The sequence below is a fragment of the Rhizobium sp. NXC24 genome, from assembly GCF_002944315.1.
Taxonomy (GTDB): domain Bacteria; phylum Pseudomonadota; class Alphaproteobacteria; order Rhizobiales; family Rhizobiaceae; genus Rhizobium.
Genome location: NZ_CP024314.1, coordinates 1,059,808 through 1,079,047, shown reverse-complemented (window position 1 = coordinate 1,079,047; position 19,240 = coordinate 1,059,808). Strand labels below are relative to the sequence as shown.

General features: G+C 60.7%; 15 protein-coding genes. 4 read left to right on the top strand and 11 right to left on the bottom strand.

Translation table 11 applies throughout. The features are described from left to right. Positions 1-123: 123 nt before the first annotated feature. The 8 genes from NXC24_RS29000 to NXC24_RS28965 all read right to left on the bottom strand — a co-directional run bounded on the left by NXC24_RS29000 (position 124) and on the right by NXC24_RS28965 (position 9,356). Complete coding sequence (locus NXC24_RS29000; protein WP_104826813.1) at positions 124-1,056, bottom strand: dihydrodipicolinate synthase family protein; 933 nt, start codon at positions 1,054-1,056, stop codon at positions 124-126. Positions 1,057-1,171: 115 nt separating this feature from the next. Then, positions 1,172-2,245: a sn-glycerol-3-phosphate ABC transporter ATP-binding protein UgpC gene (gene ugpC, locus NXC24_RS28995; RefSeq protein WP_104826812.1), complete on the bottom strand. Its 1,074-nt coding sequence runs from the start codon at positions 2,243-2,245 to the stop codon at positions 1,172-1,174. 1 nt (position 2,246) lies between these two features. Continuing rightward, positions 2,247-4,178 carry a glycoside hydrolase family 127 protein gene (locus NXC24_RS28990; RefSeq protein ID WP_104827887.1) on the bottom strand — a complete coding sequence of 644 codons (1,932 nt, stop codon included), beginning with the start codon at positions 4,176-4,178 and terminating at the stop codon, positions 2,247-2,249. Between the two features lie 25 nt (positions 4,179-4,203). Next, the gene (locus NXC24_RS28985) at positions 4,204-5,067 is read right to left on the bottom strand and encodes a carbohydrate ABC transporter permease (protein ID WP_104827886.1); all 864 of its coding nucleotides are present in this window, start codon (positions 5,065-5,067) and stop codon (positions 4,204-4,206) included. 26 nt (positions 5,068-5,093) lie between these two features. Beyond that, complete coding sequence (locus NXC24_RS28980; RefSeq protein ID WP_104826811.1) at positions 5,094-6,011, bottom strand: sugar ABC transporter permease; 918 nt, start codon at positions 6,009-6,011, stop codon at positions 5,094-5,096. Between the two features lie 69 nt (positions 6,012-6,080). Further along, positions 6,081-7,319 carry a sugar ABC transporter substrate-binding protein gene (locus NXC24_RS28975; protein ID WP_104826810.1) on the bottom strand — a complete coding sequence of 413 codons (1,239 nt, stop codon included), beginning with the start codon at positions 7,317-7,319 and terminating at the stop codon, positions 6,081-6,083. Positions 7,320-7,363: 44 nt separating this feature from the next. After that, positions 7,364-8,383 (bottom strand): LacI family DNA-binding transcriptional regulator, encoded by a 1,020-nt coding sequence (locus tag NXC24_RS28970; protein WP_104827885.1) that lies wholly within the window; start codon positions 8,381-8,383, stop codon positions 7,364-7,366. A 142-nt stretch (positions 8,384-8,525) separates the two neighbouring features. Then, positions 8,526-9,356, bottom strand: coding sequence for a helix-turn-helix transcriptional regulator (locus tag NXC24_RS28965; protein ID WP_104827884.1), 831 nt, complete (start codon positions 9,354-9,356; stop codon positions 8,526-8,528). A gap of 118 nt (positions 9,357-9,474) precedes the next feature. Here NXC24_RS28965 and NXC24_RS28960 point away from each other — a divergent pair, with 118 nt between their 5' ends. The 3 genes from NXC24_RS28960 (at position 9,475) to NXC24_RS28950 (ending at position 14,981) form a co-directional block, all read left to right on the top strand. Further along, the gene (locus NXC24_RS28960) at positions 9,475-10,671 is read left to right on the top strand and encodes an MFS transporter (protein WP_104826809.1); all 1,197 of its coding nucleotides are present in this window, start codon (positions 9,475-9,477) and stop codon (positions 10,669-10,671) included. Between the two features lie 338 nt (positions 10,672-11,009). Then, positions 11,010-14,036 carry a glycoside hydrolase family 38 C-terminal domain-containing protein gene (locus tag NXC24_RS28955; protein ID WP_104826808.1) on the top strand — a complete coding sequence of 1,009 codons (3,027 nt, stop codon included), beginning with the start codon at positions 11,010-11,012 and terminating at the stop codon, positions 14,034-14,036. A 69-nt stretch (positions 14,037-14,105) separates the two neighbouring features. Next, positions 14,106-14,981: an arginase family protein gene (locus NXC24_RS28950; protein ID WP_104826807.1), complete on the top strand. Its 876-nt coding sequence runs from the start codon at positions 14,106-14,108 to the stop codon at positions 14,979-14,981. A 31-nt stretch (positions 14,982-15,012) separates the two neighbouring features. Here NXC24_RS28950 and NXC24_RS28945 read toward each other — a convergent pair whose 3' ends face one another. Further along, a complete protein-coding gene (locus NXC24_RS28945; protein ID WP_104826806.1) occupies positions 15,013-16,197 on the bottom strand; it encodes a DUF1501 domain-containing protein in 1,185 nt (394 codons plus the stop codon). A gap of 15 nt (positions 16,198-16,212) precedes the next feature. After that, positions 16,213-17,742, bottom strand: a complete 1,530-nt coding sequence (locus NXC24_RS28940; RefSeq protein WP_104826805.1) for a DUF1800 domain-containing protein — start codon at positions 17,740-17,742, stop codon at positions 16,213-16,215. Positions 17,743-17,995: 253 nt separating this feature from the next. Between NXC24_RS28940 and NXC24_RS28935 the strand changes: the two genes are divergently transcribed. After that, positions 17,996-18,208 carry a hypothetical protein gene (locus NXC24_RS28935; RefSeq protein WP_104826804.1) on the top strand — a complete coding sequence of 71 codons (213 nt, stop codon included), beginning with the start codon at positions 17,996-17,998 and terminating at the stop codon, positions 18,206-18,208. 103 nt (positions 18,209-18,311) lie between these two features. On the opposite strand, the gene NXC24_RS28930 is transcribed toward NXC24_RS28935, so the two are convergent. Then, entirely contained in the window at positions 18,312-19,223 is a 912-nt protein-coding gene (locus NXC24_RS28930) for a dihydrodipicolinate synthase family protein (protein WP_104826803.1), read from the bottom strand. Positions 19,224-19,240: the final 17 nt, after the last annotated feature.

Sequence of the window (19,240 nt, the reverse complement as noted above, 5' to 3'; positions counted from 1 at the left end):
CCCCCCTTGGCCAATATTCACTGTCTTAAATTGATCGGATCGTGCCCTCGTCGACCCTGATCCGCGCGCCTAATCTCTTGCTTGACCCCAGCACCAGTGCCTCCTTGCTCGCCAGCCCGAGCGTCATGCGCCGATCTCCTGAAGACGGCGTGCCTGCCGGGCAAGCAGGCGTTCGACGTCCTTCACGTCGAGCGGCGAAAGCTTGGCGCCGGGCTTACGCAAGGCGGCGGATTTGATGACACCGCGTTTGGCGAGGACATATTTGCGGGCGGCGAGGCCAATGCCCTGTTGCTGCTCGTAGCGTGCCAGCGGCAGATAGGCGTCGAAGATTTCATGCGCCCGATCGATATTGCCGGCACGATAAGCCTCTACGACGCCAACCATCATTTCCGGATAGCAGAAGCCGGTCATGGCGCCATCGGCGCCGCGGTCCATTTCCTCCGGCAAAAAGAGGCCGCCATTGCCGCAGAGGATAGAGATACGCCGCGTTTCACCACTGTCGCTGGAGGCACGCAGCGCGGTAATCTTCGACAGACCCGGCCAATCCTCATGCTTGAGCATGACGCAGTTCGGCACGCCCTTGATGATCCGGTCGATGACCTTGGGCGCGATGGTGACATTGGTCGTCAGCGGATAGTCCTGCAGCACGAAGGGCGTATCGCCTAATGCTTCACCGACCGATTGATAGAAGGCAAAGGCCTGGTCGTCGGTCTTGATCGTCCACGGCGGCGCGACCATCACGCCCGCCGCGCCCTGATCCATTACCGCCTCGGCCAGCTCCTTCATCGGCGCAAGCCCCGGCGCGGAGACACCGACGACAACGGGCAGGCGGCCATCGAGGCGCTTCAGCACGCGTTCGACGACGGCGCGCGATTCCTCCGCCGTCAGTTTCGGCGCCTCGCCGAGCTGACCTAGCACCGTCAGCCCGGTCACCCCAACGCTTTCGTAGAAATCCACCATGCTGTCGATGCTGGCGAAATCGAGCGCGCCTTCGTCGGTGAAGGGTGTAACGGCGATCACATAGACGCCCCTGGCGTCTTCGGTCAGTCTGGCCATCCTGCCGCCTCCAAATTCATTCGCCGAAACAGATGCTCCCGCGCTACCGGCAAACATCGTCATAATTTTAGTTGTTCGTCAAATGATTAGGCAGCGCCGCTTTGAAGATGATCCTTCAACGGAGCCGGTTCCCCTGTCCGTCGAAATAGCGGCGTCTTTCCGGCGGGCAACGCAGGTAAAGCGTATCGCCGCGCTGAACATCGGGACCTTCGCGATATTCGGCGATCAGGTTTTGGCCGTCCTCCGTTTGGCAATAGAGATAGCGCGTGCCGCCGAGATATTCGTCGAAATCGACGGTCACGCGGATCGCATCATTATTGTCGGATACGACGACCAGATGTTCCGGGCGCATGCCCAGCATCAGCTTGTCGCCGGCCGCAAGGCTCGCCTGTCCTATGTTCGCCTTGATGGAGCCGCCTGGTACTTTGGCGGAACCATCAGAGGTCCATTCGGCTTCGATCATGTTCATGCGCGGAGAACCGATGAAGCCGGCGACGAAAATATTGGCCGGATCTTCATAGACCTCGCGCGGGCTGCCGACCTGCTCGATCTTGCCGTCCCTGAGGACGACGATCTGGTCGGCGAGTGTCATCGCTTCGGTCTGGTCGTGCGTCACATAGATCATCGTGTTGCCGAGCTCGCGGTGCAGCCGGGCGATTTCGATGCGCATGGAGACGCGCAGTTCCGCGTCGAGATTGGAGAGCGGCTCGTCGAACAGGAAGACATCCGGCTTCCGCACGATTGCCCGGCCGATGGCGACGCGCTGGCGCTGGCCACCGGAAAGCTGGCCGGGACGGCGGTCCAGCAAATGGTCGATCTTGAGGATCGCCGAAGCGGCCCTGACGCGCGCTTCGATCTCTTCGGCATCGGTCCGGGCCATTTTCAGCCCGAAACCGAGATTTTCACGCACGCTCATATGCGGATAGAGCGCATAGGATTGGAAGACCATGGCGATGCCGCGCTCGGACGGGTCGAGATCGGTGACATCCCGGCCCTTGATGGCGATCTCGCCGTCGGTCACTTCCTCCAGTCCGGCGATCATCCTAAGCAAGGTCGACTTACCGCAGCCGGACGGGCCCACGAAGACGACGAATGCACCTTCCTGCACTTCGAGATCGATACCGTGAATGACCTCCAGCCCGCCGTAACTCTTGCGGACGCCGGTCAATCTCATGCTGTTCTTGCCCATGTCAGGCTCCGTGTTGCGTCTGGCCGGCGCGGACCCAGACCAGCATCTCACCCGGCTCGCGATTATCCCACAAATGATAGGGAACGAAACGGGCGGTGGCGGAGCGGCTCTTCGGCGGCGCCGTTCGATAGAGGTCCGTTCCCCAATCCGACTCATCGCGCTTCACCGGAATATCGAGCGCGACTGCGCCCTCCAGTGCGGCAATTTCCGCCGTCTGCGCCAACGCGGGATCGCCGGTAAGCGAGATGCCGTTGAGATCGCGGCCATTATCGGTCGTCTCGACGCAATAGACCAGCGGTCCACGCATTAGCGCTGCACGGCCGGCGTCCTGGCGCACTCTGGGATTGGCAAACAGGGTACGCGGGATCAACGGAATATTGAGGTCGACCTTGTCGCCACTCTGCCATTCGCGCTCGATGCGAGCATAGCCGTCGATGGTGATCGTGGAAAGATCGATGGGCGCGCCGTTGACGGCGAGCGTCGCACCATCAGCCCATCCGGGGATGCGGAGCGATAGCGCGAAGCGGGCGCTGCGGTCTGGATTGACGCCAAAACGGATGGCGCCTTCCCAAGGATAATTCGTCTCCTGAGACAGTTCGACCGTGACGCCGCTTGCAAGCGGAACGCGGGCCTTGCTCTTGCCATAGAGATGGACGGCGATTTCGTTATCCGCAGCCGCATACATGTAGGAACCGACGGAGGCGAGCAGGCGGGCAATGTTCGGCGGGCAACAGGGGCAGTTGTGCCAGATCCAGCGATGATGCTTGCCGGCGCTTTCCAGCGGGTTTTCGTAGAAAAATGTCTTTCCGTCGAGCGACAGTCCGGCCATAGCACCATTGTAAAGCGCCTGTTCCATGATGTCGGCATAACGCCGGTTTGGCCCGCGCCCCAGCATGCGGTTGGCCCAGAAGACCAGACCGACCGAGGCGCAGGTTTCGGCATAGGCGCTTTCGTTCGGCAGGTCGTAATAGTCGGTGAAGCCTTCGTTGGAGGCGGCCGGCCCGATGCCGCCGGTGACGTACATCTGCTTGGTAGTCAGATCGTCCCACAGCGTCTCCAACGCAGAGGTCAGGCTGTCATCATTATATTCCGTGGCGATGTCGGCCATCCCGGAATAGAGATACATGGCCCGCACCGCGTGGCCGACGACCTTTGTCTGCTTGCGCACCGGCTGATGCGCCTGGTTGTATTCATAGGTCTTCTGCACGAATTTTGCCGGATCGCGGCCGTCGCGCAGCGCCTCCTCTGTGAAGAAATGCGGTTCCTGGCCACGTTCGTCGATGAAATATTTGGCGAGGTCGAGATATTTCTTCTCGCCGGTGACGCGGCCAAGCTTCACTAGCGCCAGCTCGACCTCCTCATGGCCGCAATAGCCGCGCAATTGCCCCTCACCATGGCCGAAGACGGTGATCATGTAATCGGCAAAACGGCTCATGACGTCGAGAAGCTTGCGTTTTCCCGTCGCCTGGTAATAGGCGACGGCGGCTTCGATCAGGTGTCCAGCGCAGTAGAGCTCGTGATGGTCGCGCAGGTTGGTCCAGCGGCGGCCTGGCTGCACGCGCTGGAACCAGGCGTTCAGGTAACCGTCCTCCTGCTGCAGCTTTTCATACATATCGATGATTGCATCGGCACGAGCTTCGAGTTCTGGATTGGGGCGACGATAGAGCGAATAAGCGATGGTCTCGATTGATTTGCCGAGATCGCTGTCCCAGAACATCTGCGTCGAGCCCGACCACGTCTGCAGCGGGAGGATAATGCCAGGGCTTGGCTTGTCGACGTCGATGGCCCTGACCATGCCGGCCTCGACGCAGCGGTCGAGCAGGGTGGCGGCCGTGGAGTTGCAGATCGCGTCCTGCCGGGCACCGAAAAGACCGTGAAGTTCGACATTCGGAACGGGCAGGGGGCGGAATTGGCGATTTTGCTTGTCTGACATGGCTTTCATCCGTTTCGTTTGAGGTTCATTTCACCGCGCCGGCCATCAGACCGCGCATGTAATAGCGTTGCAGAAGCAGGAAGACGATGACGCAGGGTAGGGTCATGACGGCAATGCCGGCCTGAACCGCGCCCCAGTTGACGGCGCCGAGCCGCCCGGTCCGGACCGCGATCATCAACACCGGCAGCGTGAATTTCTCATTGCTGGAAAGCAGTACCAGCGCTGCCAGGAACTCATTCCAGGCATTGAGGAAGGCAAAGATCGCAACGGTCGCTACACCCGGTAGCACCAGCGGGAAGAGGACGCGAAAAAGGAGTTTCAGATCGCGTGCGCCGTCGATGCGAGCGGCTTCCTCGATCTCCTTGGGCACCGCGTCGAAGGCGTTGCGCATCATGAAGACCGAGAAGGGTAGCTGGAGGGTGACATAGACGAGCGTCAGCCCGAGCAGCGAATTGTTGAGGCCGAGCCTTGCCAGGATGATGAAGAGCGGCGTCAGGATCGACTGGAACGGGATCATCAGCGTTGCGATGATCAGAATGAAGAAGGCGCCCTTGAACGGAAACTGATAGCGCGAAAAGCCGTAGCCGGCGAGCAGGCTGACCATGACCGTCAGGATGACCGTCGCTACCGAAACGAAGAGCGAGTTCAGCGTATGCTGCACGACACCGGCACCGAAACCGTCGAGGGCACGGTAGGCATCGAAGCTGAAGCCCGATGTCGGCCACGGCGGCAGGGGCGGAAGGCTCGCCTCCGTACCGTGCCGGAACGATGATAACAGCGCGATTGCGAAGGGTGCGAAGAAGAAGATGACGATGATGACGCCGACGCCGTGGTAGCTGACGGCACTCCACATTTTCCGCCGGGCACGACGCTCTTTTGCGGTTCTCACCTTTGTGGTGCTCATATTCGCGATGCTCATGGGCGATCCTCCCCGACGCGCAGCAGCCAGAGCTGGACGATGCTGATCAACACGAGAATGACGAGGAGGGCGATCGACAGCGCCGCGCCATAGCCGAGATTGAAGGACACGAAGGACTGGTTGAAGATATAGTAGACGACTGAGATCATCTGGTTCTGCGGTCCGCCGCTGGTCATGATGTAGAACTGGTCGAAGGCAAGCACGGAGCCGGTGATCGAGATGATCAAGGCAAGCGCGATCGTCCGGCGCATCAGCGGCAGGGTCAGGAATCGGAAGCGCTGCCAACGCCGGGCGCCGTCGATGCGAGCGGCCTCCGTCAGCTCGGACGGGATCGCCTGCAGGCCGGTAAGCAGGATGATCATGGTGAAGCCGGCGATCTTCCAGACCACCATCACGATGATCGTGGCAAAGGCGGTGTCGAAGTCCGCAAGCAGGTTCGGCCTTCGGTCGATCAGTCCGAGTGCCTGAGCCGCGGGTACGAAAAAGCCGCTGTCAACATTGGCGAGCCAGACCCAAAGCAGCGAAGCCGTCGCCAGCCCGACGACGACGGGCAGGAAGATGATGGTGCGGTAAAAACCAACGAGTCGCCGCTGCTTTTCGACGTAGAACGCCAGTGGGAAGGCGACGGCGAAAATAGCGATGGTGACGATGACGGTATAATAGGCGGTGAAGCGCAATGCCGCCATGAAGCGGACGTCCGACACCATCCTTGTATAATTGCCGAAGCCGATCCAGCGCGGACTACCGAGCAGGGGCCAGTTGTGCAGGCTCATCCAGCCGGTAAAGATCACGGGCAGGACAAAAAAGACCAGGACCAGCGCCATGGCGGGCGCGATGTAGAGAAATCCGTGCCAACCGGCACGCCGCCGCCGCTTGCGCTGCCGCAGTGCTGCAATAGCTCCGGGACCAGCCATGGGATGCTCCTGATGTTTTGGTGGGGAAAACCGGGAGGCCAAGCCCCCCCGGTCTGTGATGGTTTATTACTACTGGGCGTTGTCGATGATCGACTGCATTTCCGATTGTGCATTGGAGAAGGCCGTATCGACGTTGTCTCCAAAGATTGCGGCGTTGGTGAAGGCGGCCCAAGGGCCGTTGGCGCTGTTGATCAGGTCATTGAACTGCAGCGTGTAGGGCGTCTTGGCGATGGCGATCGCTTTCAGGCCCACCTGCATGCGCGGATCGAGGCCTTGAAGCACCTGGTCGGCGATATCACCACGCGTCGGCAGGCTGCCATATTTCGCCATGATCTTCTGACCGTCCATCGAATAGGTGTATTCGAGGAACTTCTTCACCGCATCGAGCTTCTTCGTACCCTTGGTGATGACGAAGTTGTCGCCGCCGGCAAAGGAGGACGGCTTGCCATCGACACCAGGGATCAGCGTCACACCGAAATGAATATCGGGGTATTGCGTGATCAGTGTGCCGATCGAGAAGGCGCCGATGCTCTGCTGGCCGATCTTGCCGTTGCTGATGCTTAGGAAGTTGGCGCCGGTGTCACTGGCGGCACCCGCCGGCACCAGATCCTTCTTGACCATGTTGCGGTAGATATCGACAGCCTTGCGCATCTGCGGCGTGTCGAGCGTCGCCTTCTTGCCGTCTTCCGAGAGAATGTCGGCGCCTGCACCCCAGACGAGCGGCGTGAAGGTGAAGATCATGCAGCCGCCGCAGCCGCCACCGGAGAAATAGAAGCCGTAGGTATCGCCGCCGAGCGCGCGGATCTTTTCGGCATTGCTCGTAATCTCATCCCAGGTCGCCGGCGCCTTGTCCGGATCGAGACCAGCTTTCTTGTAGAGGTCCTTGTTCCAGGCGAAAATGGAAGTCTCGACCGAGAGCGGCAGGCCGTAGATATGGTCCTGATAGGTGCCGAGCTTCACATGAGACGGAGAGAGCGAGTTGAAATAGGGCAGGCTCTTGGCCCAGTCGGTCAAGTCTTCCAACTGGCCGGCGGCGGCGAAGGCTGGCGTGTAGATCAGGTCCATCGACAGGGCGTCGGGCGCCTGTCCGCCGGCGATCGCGGTAGCGTATTTCTGCACCAGCTCGGAGAAGGGCACCTCGGTCATGGTGACCTTGTCGTCGTGGCTGGCATTATAAGCCTCGACGACCTTCTTGAAGGAATCGCCGATGCCGGAGCGCACCCACATCGTAATGTTTTCGGCGGCTGACGCGCCGGACATCAGGCATAAGGATATGAGGCCAGTCGCGGCCAGAAGTCGCTTCATCATGTTTCTCCTCCCATGGGGCATTTCCATCAGCCCCTCTTCCTCAACTAATGAACGGGGTGTCCCCCACACGACTGCCGCACGACCAATTCGCACGGCAATGTCCTGATCCCGGGTTCGATGGCGCGGCCCTCCGCCAGCGCCAGAACCGTAAGCCCGGCCTCCCGGCCGAGTGCCTTGAGATTCATGTCAACCGTCGTCAGCGGCGGCCGTGTTTGGGCGGCGACGATCTCCCAATTGTCGAAGCCAACCACGGAGACATCCTCCGGCACGCGCACGTCGCGCTCGCGCAGGGCGTCGACTACAGCGCGGGCGATCTGGTCGTTGCCGCAGAAAATGCCGTCCGGTTTCGGTCCGGGCGTATCCCAGATTTTCGCAACGGCCTCGTGGCCCCAGGCTTCCGACCATGTACCGTACATCACCGGCAACGCATCGCCGACGAGGCTTCGATAGGCCCTTGTGCGCTCGCGTACCGAAACGAAGCTCTCGGGGCCGGTGACATGAGCGATCCGGCGGCGGCCGAGACCCATCAGCCATTCGACGGCAAGAGCGGCGCCCTGAAAATCGTCGGCGCAGAAGGTAACACTATCGGGTGTCCCTTCCGTGAAGGCGTAGACGACGGGCACGGGCAGGTTGGACAGATCCACCGGTAGCCGGCGGTCGATCCTCTTTCCTGAAGCGATGATGCCATCGACGCTCTTGTCCAGCATGGCGTCCACATGAACCTTTCCGAGCGTAGGATCGTCTTCGATCGTGCAGAGAAATACCGAGACGCCGTGATCGACGAGCGCCTCGGTAATTCCGGCCATGACAGGGAGAGTGAAACGGCCGTAGGTATCGTTGGTCAAAAGACCGATAGTGAAACTCCGATTGCTAAGCAGACCCTTGGCCAAGGCATTCGGCCGGAACCCGATCTCAGTCGCGACGCGCTTGACTCGTTCCCGCGTATCGTCGGCCATCCGCCCGGTATTGTTCAACGCTTTCGACGCCGTCGAAATGCTGACCCCTGCGGCAGCGGCAACATCGTGAATCGTTACCCGACCGTTTCTGATCCGCTGGTTTTCCAGATGTCCTCTCCCGAACTTATTTGCAGTGAGAAAACCTTTTCTCAAAGCAAGAGTCAAGATGAGAAAAGCTTTTCTCAAATTTTTTTGATCATGCCCGCCTATGAATGTCTTTGGCTGCAGAGGTGGGATATCTGCGCGACTTCTACGGCCGGTCGAAAGACCAGCGGTTCACCATGTAGGTGCGCGGCGAGGTTCCGAGCATGCGTCGGAACATGGTGGTGAAGGCGGCAACGCTTTCGTAGCCGGCTTCCAGCGCGACGTTGGTCACCGGCTGCCCCTCCGCAAGTTGCGGCAGGCACGCGAAGACGCTCGCCTGCTGACGCCAGGTGATGAAACTGATGCCGGTTTCCTTGCGAAATTGCCGGGTGAAGGTGCGGCGGCTCATTGCCAGCTTCTCGGCCCAATCGTCCAATCTGGCATTCGGGGTCGGGTTTGCCAGATACTCACGGCAGAGCGCCGCCAGCCGTCGGTCGGATGGGAAGGGGAGGCCGAGCGGGCGTTCTTCCAGCGTCGAAATCTCTTCGATGAGGAGGGAAAGGACAAGTTCAGCCTTGCGATTTCCGACCGGCGCTTCCCGCAGCCGGATGGCTTCGAGCAGCAGACTGCGCGCGAGATCCGTCACTTCGACGACGCGGGGTGCCTCGTCCGGCGGGGTCGGGTCGCGCGGCATCACATAGACCGATTTGAGGCTGACATCGCTCAGCATCTCGACGGAGTGCTCCAGCCCAACGGGAATGAGCAAGGCATGGCCGGGCGGCACCATCCATCGGCCGCGGGTCGTCAGGATCAGCACGACACCGGCGAAAACGCAGAGCAATTGTGTGCGGCGATGATGATGCCAGGGAACAGTGTAACCCTGCGGCGGCTCCGAGCTGTGGACGAGCACGCCGGCATTCGATCCCTCCATCCAGAGCATATTTTGCTCGTGATCTCGGTCGAGTGTCGCCAGCAGCTTTTGAGAGAGCTTTTCCATTTTGGCCCGATCGCGAAAGAACTGGACCAAAACACGAAAGAAGGTCACCTGCAAGCCGTGTAAAAGCTGATCAAACGGCATGGCTGAAAGAATCGGTCGGCGCAGGAAGGAATCCTCAATGGTTGCGGCATTTTCGGGCGCGCAGGCCCGATTTGAGAAGACGACAATTTCAATCGTCGTGGCGGTCAGTGTCTGCCATCTTTTGAACGACATCATGCAATCGCTGCTGACGTCGCTCTACCCGATGTTCCGGGAGAATTACGCCCTCGATTTCGTTCAGATCGGTCTGCTGACGATGACGTTTCAGATTACGGCGTCGCTGCTGCAGCCGGTCGTCGGCATTGTCACTGACAAGTGGCCCATGCCTTATTCCCTGCCGGTCGGTATGGTCAGCACATTTTCAGGGCTGGTGCTGCTCGGTTATGCCGGCAGCTTCCCCATGCTGATGGTCGCGGCGAGCCTCATCGGTTTCGGGTCCGCGGTGTTCCATCCGGAAGCCTCGCGCGTCGCGCGGCTGGCTTCCGGCGGGCGCCATGGCCTGGCGCAGTCGCTCTTCCAGCTTGGCGGCAATGCCGGTTCCGCCATCGGCCCGCTGATCGCCGCCTTCTTCGTGCTCCAGCACGGCCAATCGAGCGTCGCCTGGCTCGCGGTTCTGGCGGTCATCGGCTTCATCGTCCTGAGCTGGGTCGGCACCTGGTATGTCAGCCATCGCCGCGAGCATGCCGCGCGTCCGGCTCCCAGCCGCGCCTTGCCGATAGCACGCAACAAGGCCGTCTGGGCGCTTGCAATCCTCATCCTGCTGACGGCAACGAAGAATGTGTATATGGCGAGCATATCGAGCTATTTCACCTTCTACGTCATCGACAAATTCCATCTCGACGTTCGCGATGCACAATTGATGCTGTTCCTTTTTCTCGGTTCTGTTGCGGTCGGAACGATCATGGGCGGTCCGGTCGGAGACCGTCTCGGAGCGCGCTTCGTGATTTGGTTCTCGATCCTGGGCGTCATCCCCTTCGCGTTGATGATGCCCTATGCGAACCTGTTCTGGACCTGCGTCCTGACGGTGGTGATCGGGCTGGTGTTTGCTTCGGCCTTCCCGGCTATCGTCGTTTTCGCACAGGAATTGATCCCCGGCCGCGTCGGGCTGATCGGCGGCATCTTCTTCGGCTTCGCTTTCGGGGCAGGGGGGCTTGGCGCGGCTTTTCTTGGCGATTTTGCCGATACGCACGGGATTTCCTTCGTCTATACGATCTGCTCCTATCTGCCGCTGCTCGGTCTGTTCACGATCTTTTTGCCGCGCATACCGAGACATTGAACGATAGCGGCGGGGTCTATTGCCCCGCCGAACATCTCGCCGCCTGGCGCGGGTGAGGAGACAAGCCCGAAAAATTGCTTCCATTTTGAGACTGGTCATCGGTCTGCTCTTCGCCATAATCTATGCCTGCTTCACGCAGGAGGAGGAGACCGTCGAGTGAGCACAGGCACCAAAGTCCCGGCCGAGGGATGTTTCTCCGGTGGCCCTTCCCATCTGTTTTTGCCGATCACATCAGCCTGATCCCGCCGTCAGCATCCTTCCTGCTTTGCAATGCCTCATTCGCGACGCCATGACCGCCCGTGCGGTCCCGGCCTGACATCAACCAAGTAGGACATGCCATGCAGCTCACCATCGCTCAGCGCCTAGACCGCCTCAAGGTACGCACCGCAGAGCTTAGCCATTGGCGCGAACGCGCTGTACTGCCAATCCACCACTGGACGTTCGAGGGCGAGGATATCGCCATCGGTGAGGCCTGGCCGCATCGCAAAGGCGTGGTGCATTTCGCCTCGCAAGGAAACGTACCCGCCGACTGGCCCCTTGAGGAAACCTGCCTGCAGCTCGATCTCGGCGGCGAGAGCCTGATTACGCTCGCTTATGAAGGAGGCGGGAGCGAAAGCTTCGGCCTCGATCCCTACCATCAGGAATTCCCGCTGAAGGATCGCAGTCTCTCGATCACGACGGACAGCGTTGCCCGTTTCCCATTCGGCGAACCGAACCGCCAGCCGAAGTTAAACCGGGCGCGGCTCGCCTGGCTGGACATTCCCGTGCACCGGCTGAACCTTTTGTTGCGGCAGATAGTGGAGGCTATCGAGGCGCTTGATGATCACGATGTCGTGCCGCATCTGCTCGATGCCGCCGAGACGGCGCTGCGCAGCCTCGACTGGCCTTCCGCGACGGCTCCCTATGTTTCCCGCACGGCGAACGCCGAATGGCAACAAAAGATCTGGGAATTGCCCGAGCTGGTCGAAAGCCCGCAGGGTCTGACCGAGAATGAGCGCGCGACGGTCGCTGCTGCCTATGACGGCCTGCTTGCCCGCATGAAGACGCTGCAGGAACGCTATCCGCAAAACGGCGAATTGCTGCTGACCGGCCATGCCCATATCGACCTTGCCTGGCTGTGGCCCTATGACGAGACGCGCCGCAAGATGCGCCGGACCTTTCATACGGCGCTGTCCTTGATGGATCGCTCGCCCGATTTCCGCTTCAACCAGTCGACGGCGCATTATTATGCGCAGATGGAGGCTGACGACCCGCAATTGCTTGCGCGCATCAAGGAAAAAGTGGCCGATGGCTCCTGGGAAGTGATCGGCGGCATGTGGGTCGAGCCGGACACGAACATGCCGACGGGCGAAAGCCTAGTGCGGCAGATCCTTTACGGCCAGCGCTATTTCGAAAAAACTTTCGGCGCGCGTCACACGGTCTGCTGGCTTCCGGATTGCTTCGGCTTTTCCGGTGCCTTGCCACAGTTGTTGCGTCAAGGCGGCATCGAGAGTTTCTTCACCATCAAGGTCAATTGGAGCGAGACCAACCGGTTCCCCTATGATCTTTTCTGGTGGGAAGGTCTGGATGGCAGCCGGGTGCTGGCGCATACTTTCGACAATCCGATGCAGGGCTATAACGGCTTTGTCCAGCCGGATTGTTTCATGCCGACCTGGAAGAATTTCCGCGCGAAAACCCTGCATGATAGCTCGCTCCTTGCCGTCGGCTATGGCGATGGCGGCGGCGGAGTGACGCCGGAGATGGTCGAGCGCGAAGCGCAGTTGCGCAATTTCCCCGCCATTCCGAAGGCCCGTTGGGGCAAGGTGGCCGATTTCTTCACGAGTGCCCATCGCACGGCGAAGGAAAAGCATGTTCCGACGTGGTCCGGGGAAATCTATCTCGAACTGCATCGCGCGACGCTGACCAGCCAGAGCGGTGTCAAGCGGCTGCATCGCAGGGCGGAGCGGGCGTTGATAACAGCCGAAACCCTGGCATCGATCGCCCATATGATCGGTGGCGCCGCGCCGCAGAGCCTGGAGGCTGACTGGCGTGTCACGTTGAAGAACGAGTTCCACGATATCCTGCCCGGATCGAGCATTCGCGAGGTCTATCAGGATGCCGAGCGCGAGCTTTCCACCGTCATCGATCACGCCAGGACGGCTCAAAAGGACGCTGTGGACGCCATTGTTTCGGCCCTGCCGAAGGGCGGCGTTGCTGATGCTCTCGTCGTCGTCAATCCGTCGCTGGATGCCCGGCCGCTGCGCGCGCTCCTCGCCGACGGCACGGTCCTTTCCACCGGCGACATAGTCTCGCCGCTTTCCATCCATGTATTCGACCGCGCCGCATTGAAGCCCGCCGGCGGTTTGCACGCCGAAGTCAACCGGCTGGAGAATGAGCATCTCGCCGTGACCATCGGCGCGGATGGGGCCGTGCAGAGCCTTGTGCACAAGGCGACCGGCCGCGAGGCGCTGGCGGAACCCGCCAATCAGCTTTGGGTCTATCCGCTCGACAAGCCGCGCAATTGGGATGCTTGGGACATCGACGCAGACTATCCGGAAAAGGGCGTTCGTCTCGACAAGCCGGAAAGCATCGAACTCGTCGAAAACAGTCCATATCGAGCCGCGATCAAGGTCGTCCATCGCTATCGCGACTCCAGCATCGTGCAACATTACGTGCTGACGGCCAACGCCAAGCGGCTGGATATCGAAACTGAAATCGACTGGCATGATCGCCGCACCTTGCTGCGCTCGCTGAGCCCGGTTGCGACGCGGGCGCGCACCGCCACGTTCGAATGCGCCTATGGCGTCGTCAGCCGCCTGACGCATACCAATACGAGCTGGGATGCTGCGATGTTCGAGGCGGTCGCCCATCGCTTTATCGATCTCAGCGAACCGGATTTTGGTGTCGCTTTGCTCAATGACGCGAAATACGGCCATAGTGCCCGCGGCAACGTGCTCGGCATGAGCCTGGTGCGTGGGCCGATCTATCCCGATCCGATGGCGGACGAGGGCGTGCAGCGCTTCACCTACGCATTGCTGCCGCACACCGGCGAATGGCATTCTGGTCGTGTGCGGGAGGAGGCCGACGACCTCAATCAGCCGCTGATCGTCGCGACGGCAGCTGGTCTCGCGGAGACGACGCTCGCTCCGATTGCCGTGACGGGCACGCCGGTCGCGCTTTCCGCCATCAAGCCGGCCGAAGATGGCGACGGGCTTGTGCTGCGCGTCTACGAACCGGCCGGCCGACGCGGCGGACTTGCCGTCATCCCGGCAAACGGCTGGACAATCAGCGAAGCCGTCAATCTGATGGAGGAGCCGGCCCAACGCGATGCGGGTCCCGATATCCTGCCCTTCGAGGTCAGAAGCTGGAAGATGATACGGGCGTGACGGCTGCGCCGACCTGGATGGTCGAATGAAGAGCAGCCGGCGCTCCACGAACAGAGCTCGGAGCAACAAATGAGTACGAAAACTCTGCGTTTGCATATCCCCCAATGGCAAGGGGGAAATTTGGAAGCCTATCATTTCGGGGCACAGTTGCTGGCGTGGCTTGCCCCGGCGGCCGCAGGGCCGGTCGCAACGGTCGAAGTGCCGGAGCCCGATGGCTCCGAACTTCCTCTCGAAGACGGCATCGTCGCGCGGAGTGCATTGCTTCGGCAACTGGATTCGACAGACCAGATCCTCAGGAAGGAAATGCCCGACAGGATTGTCGTTCTGGGTGGCGACTGCCTTGTCGATCTCGCCCCGTTCGCATACCTCAATGAGCGGTATGAGGGCGATTTGGCCGTGCTTTGGGTCGATGCTCATCCCGATGTGATGACGCCAAAGCATTTCGTGCATGCGCACGCGATGGTTCTGGGCAATTTGATGGGAGAGGGCGATCCGGATTTCACGAATAGGGTGGCCCGGCCGGTCAAGCCTGAGAAGGTGATGTATGCAGGGCTCTACGATATGTCGCCTGAGGAATGGGAGATCGTTGAAAGGCTGGGGCTCAGCATGGCGACGCCGTCCCAATTAATCGACACCAGTCAACCGGTGATCGAATGGCTTCGTTCGACGGGCGCCCGGCATGTTGCCATCCATTTTGATCTCGATGTCATCGATCCCGTCCAGTTCCGTTCCCTCAACTTCGCGATGCCGAATGCACCTTCAGACGCGTTCGAGGGAGTTCCACGAGGTAGAATGACCATTGCCCAAGTGGTTCGTCTTTTGAACGACGTAGCCAGGGAGGTGGACGTGGTGGGGCTTGGAATTACCGAACACCTGCCATGGGACGCTATCGCCATCAGAGACATGCTGAGAGCGCTTCCACTGATCGGGGAAGGGCGCGCCTGAGAAGATGGGAATCGAACCGTCAGCGGAGGAATTACACCTTCAGGAACTGTGAGGACTTGTCGAAGCTTAGGCCCGGAAAGATCTTCGAATTGAGGTCGTCGGCGCCGACACCGAACTGCCGGTAAAGCATGGCGGCGGCGATCTCGCGCACGTCTGCGGTGGGCATCAGGTCGCGGTTCTCGAAGAGGTGCTCGTCCTTAATTCCCGGCCATTTTCCGAGTACGCGGCCGCCATTGATGGTGCCGCCCGCCAGCAGGCAGCAACCGCCGGTGCCATGGTCGGTGCCGCCCGAGCCGTTCTGGCGGACCGTGCGGCCGAATTCGGTCATCGCCAGAACCACCGTCGTCTTCCACGCATCCGGGCCGAGCGTGCGCTTCAATGTCAGCACCGCCTGCGTCAGGTCGCCAGCCGCCTTGGGGAATTGGGCTGCCTGCTGCACATGAGTGTCCCAGCCGTTGATGGAGAAGCTGGCGATGCGGTATTCGCGCAGCAGCATCCTGGCGGCAAGCGCTGCGACATCGGCTATCTGTTCGCCATGTTTGGCGCCCGGCGCCTCGCCCATCTTCGCCGATTGGTCGGCGCGCATCGCCTCATCCATCGCCTTGGCGAAAGCGGGATCGTTGGCATAAAGGCGCGTCAGGAACTGCATCTCATCCGCACCCATGCCTAAACCGGAATCCGAGGCCCAGACGTCGACCGTATTGGGGCCTGATAGGATCAATTCGGTCGAGGTGTTGATGTCGATCGCCTTATGCGCGGTCGAGCGCGCGATGCTTCCGAGTGCGCGGTTCAGCCAGCCGGTCTTTTCCTCGGCGACGTGGCCGCCACCCGATTCCAGCATGTCCTGGCCGTCGAAATGGCTACGGGCGTCGCGATAGGGCGTCGAAACGGCATGGACGAAGGCAAGTTCCCGGGCCTTCCATTGCGGCAGTAGGTCCGCCGCCGCCGGATGCAGGCCGAAGAAGCCATCGAGATCGACAAGCCCGTTATCGGGAGAGATGGCGATATCCGGTCGCAAACCGGCGAAAGATGCCTCACCATAGGGCTGCACCAGATCGAGCCCGTCCATGGCGCCGCGCAGCACGATGGTCACGAAACGGTTGTCTCCCGGCATGGCCGCAAAGGTCACCGGCGTAAAGATCGGCGCAGCCGCCAGGCAGCAGGCGGAAGCGAGGAAACCGCGGCGGGAAAGCGAGAAGGCCATATTATCTGCCATGGGATGTTCCTCGCTCTAACGACGATTGAATTCGGGCGAAGCAAGCGCGAGCGTCAGACCCGTCATCTTGTTCGGCGCTTGCGTGACAACCCGGATCGTGTCGTCACGGGCCGCATCCGACAGCGTCGCCTTGAGAAACTCTCGTGGATCATCCTGCTTGCCATAACGACCGATTGCGCGCCGCGCCCAGGAAATCCGTTCGGACAATTCCCCGGCATTGATCCAGGCGTCGAAACCCTCGGGAAAGCCGGCCGGACTGGGTGGCCGCCACACAGGCTGCCCTATGCGCTGCAACGCGTAGACGCCGAGACCGCGCGGCACATAGAAGGTCGCATCGATCGCGGCCTGCCGGCGTTTTACTTCCTGCGGATCCGGTGGGTTGGCTGCCTTGTCAGGCGAGACAGAACCATTGCCCGGCATGGGCGGATTGTCGTCGGCCATCGCCTGTCCGGCACCCTCGTCATCGGCAAGCGGATCGACGACAGCGCCCGCGGCCGCATTCCTCGGAAGATCGAGCGCCCGCAGACCGGCTACGACAAAGTCAAAAGGTTGCCGGGCCTTGGCGCCTTCATTCGTCCATGCGGCGGGATGATCGAGCATCGCGCCATAGACTACCATCAGGTCACCATCCGTCTTTCGCCACATCTGGGTCATGGCATCGATCATCGCTTGCGGCGGCGTATCGGAAATGAAGTGGACCGCGAGCTTGCGACTGATATGCGCCGCCGTTTTCGGGTTCAGCGCCAGATCGTCGAGCATCTGCAGATAATCCCGCTCCGATCGCTGAGTTCGGCCATAACTGACACCCAGCACCCGATGGCTGCCGGGTTCGGCAACGGCCTTGCGGAAATCGACCTCGACCGCCTGCCGGTCGACGGTGATGCCTGTCAGCACCATTGCGGCCGCTCGCACATCGTCCTGCGTATAGCCGCTGCCGGCGCCCAGTGTGTGCAACTCCAGCAATTCGCGGGCGAGGTTCTCGTTCAGTCCCTTGTTGCGCTTGAGGCCGGCGGGAGAATCCGGCCCGAGCGATTGCGCTTGATCGAGATAGATCAGCATCGCTGGATGTTGGGTGGCGCTGCGCAGCAGATCGGGAAACGTCCCGCCGATATGGGGCCGGATCGCCTCGGCCTCGAACAGGGGAACGATGAGTTTCATCGGCTGGGTTTTGTCGACACTCACCGAGAAATGGTTTGTCCAGAAAGCGGCCAGCCGCTCGTAGAAACCGTTCGGCGAGAAGACCGCCTGGGCGATGCGCGCATCGGCATCGCGCTGGTAGCTCTGCTGAAGTTCTTTGAAGACAGCCTTCTGCTCATCCCGCTTGGCGGCATCATCGATGTCGCTGCTGCGGATGTCGCGGAGACGGTCAGCCACATTGCGGATCGCCTGCCGGCGCGCATCGATGCCGCCCACCGGAAAAAGGCAGTTGCTGTCGGCCACGCGCATCGGGTCGAGCAACGCGTCCCTGTCGGCAGGTGGCGTTTCGGTAGGGCGAAAGCCGTAACCGAACCGCAGTGCCGCCATGGTCTGAAATGAAAGGCTCATCGCTTGTCACCGCATCACCGATCCGGTGGTACGCTCGCAAGCAATTGTGTCAGGAATGTTCGGAAATTGTGGCCTTTTTCCGACATGGACAATTTGTAATTCACCTGCGGGAAACCGCGCCATCTGGCTATCGCTTAAATATCAATAATTTAACGCACACGGATGGATTAGGCACATTCTCCGCGAGCGTCCGATCCGTCGTAATTCCTCCTTAATTTCTCTTCTATCTGGCGAAGCGGAAAAGAGGTGAGCGATGGTCAAATTTATTCATCGGAACATGGCGCTTTTACTGGCAATGGCCATGACTGCGCTCGCCATAGCTATGTACAATACGATCTCCCTGCTGGTGAGACATCACCACACGGTACTGCACGACATCCGTCATGCGGCCTTCGTGCTTGTTGTCTTCGGGATCTTTTACGGAGTCGTGCGCTATATCCAGGCATTGCCGGAAGACGCCGATTAGAATTCCGTTTCGATACGACGATCAGGCCATCGCTGGCGCTAATCCAAGATACCTTTGAAAAAAGCCGGCAACTGCATATTGGCGATTGCCGGCATATTCGTGCTTAGGCCGCCTGACGGGCCTTCGAGGGGCGCGTAGCGGCTGCCTTTTCGACCATGGCGGTGACTTCGGCGCGACGTGCGCCGGAGAGCGGCAGTCGCGGCATGCGGACGCGCTCGGAGCCACGGCCCATGATCTGCTCGGCGAGCTTGATCGACTGGACGAGATCATGCTCGGCGTCGAGGTGCAGCAGGGGCATGAACCAGCGATAGATGCGGCGAGCCTCTTCCCAGTCGCCGCGCTCGGCAGCGGCAACAAGCTCTACGGATTCCTGCGGGAAGGCGCTGGTGAGGCCGGAAACCCAGCCCTTGGCGCCAAGCATCAGGCCTTCGAGCGCGACGTCGTCAAGGCCGGCGAAGATGTCGAAGCGATCGCCGAAAGCATTGATGAGGTCGGTAAAGCGGCGCGGATCCGGCGCGCTTTCCTTGACGGCCTTGATATTCGGCACCTCGGCGAGGGCCTGCAATACGTCGGCGCCGATATTGACGCGATAGGCCGGCGGGTTGTTGTAGAGCATGATCGGTAGTGAAGTTGCTTCTGCCACGGTACGGAAATGCGCGATCAGCTCCTCCGGCTTCGGGACATAGACCATGGCGGGCAGGAGCATTAGGCCGTCGGCGCCGAGCTTCTCGGCATCGCGCGCATAGGCGACGGCGCGGCGCGTATCGAATTCGGAAACGCCGGTGACGACCGGAACGCGGCCGTTTACCACTTCGACGGCCGCCTTCAGGATCGTGCGCTTCTCCTCCGGATCCAGCGAATTGTTCTCGCCGCAGGTTCCCATGACGATGAGGCCGTTGACGCCGTCATTGACGAGCGCGTCCTGAACGCGCTGCGTCGCCGCGAGATCCACGGAAAGATCCTCGTTGAATTGTGTCGTTACGGCGGGGAATACGCCCTTCCATCCTGTCGTCATTTTGGCTCCTCGATTGA

Excerpts from the sequence above, each read along its gene's own strand:
- NXC24_RS29000 (WP_104826813.1), bottom strand. The coding sequence starts at position 1,056 with ATGGCCAGACTGACCGAAGACGCCAGGGGCGTCTATGTGATCGCCGTT.
- ugpC (WP_104826812.1), bottom strand. The coding sequence starts at position 2,245 with ATGGGCAAGAACAGCATGAGATTGACCGGCGTCCGCAAGAGTTACGGC.
- NXC24_RS28990 (WP_104827887.1), bottom strand. The coding sequence starts at position 4,178 with ATGTCAGACAAGCAAAATCGCCAATTCCGCCCCCTGCCCGTTCCGAAT.
- NXC24_RS28980 (WP_104826811.1), bottom strand. The coding sequence starts at position 6,011 with ATGGCTGGTCCCGGAGCTATTGCAGCACTGCGGCAGCGCAAGCGGCGG.
- NXC24_RS28975 (WP_104826810.1), bottom strand. The coding sequence starts at position 7,319 with ATGATGAAGCGACTTCTGGCCGCGACTGGCCTCATATCCTTATGCCTG.
- NXC24_RS28965 (WP_104827884.1), bottom strand. The coding sequence starts at position 9,356 with ATGGAAAAGCTCTCTCAAAAGCTGCTGGCGACACTCGACCGAGATCAC.
- NXC24_RS28960 (WP_104826809.1), top strand. The coding sequence starts at position 9,475 with ATGGTTGCGGCATTTTCGGGCGCGCAGGCCCGATTTGAGAAGACGACA.
- NXC24_RS28955 (WP_104826808.1), top strand. The coding sequence starts at position 11,010 with ATGCAGCTCACCATCGCTCAGCGCCTAGACCGCCTCAAGGTACGCACC.
- NXC24_RS28950 (WP_104826807.1), top strand. The coding sequence starts at position 14,106 with ATGAGTACGAAAACTCTGCGTTTGCATATCCCCCAATGGCAAGGGGGA.
- NXC24_RS28945 (WP_104826806.1), bottom strand. The coding sequence starts at position 16,197 with ATGGCAGATAATATGGCCTTCTCGCTTTCCCGCCGCGGTTTCCTCGCT.
- NXC24_RS28940 (WP_104826805.1), bottom strand. The coding sequence starts at position 17,742 with ATGAGCCTTTCATTTCAGACCATGGCGGCACTGCGGTTCGGTTACGGC.
- NXC24_RS28935 (WP_104826804.1), top strand. The coding sequence starts at position 17,996 with ATGGTCAAATTTATTCATCGGAACATGGCGCTTTTACTGGCAATGGCC.
- NXC24_RS28930 (WP_104826803.1), bottom strand. The coding sequence starts at position 19,223 with ATGACGACAGGATGGAAGGGCGTATTCCCCGCCGTAACGACACAATTC.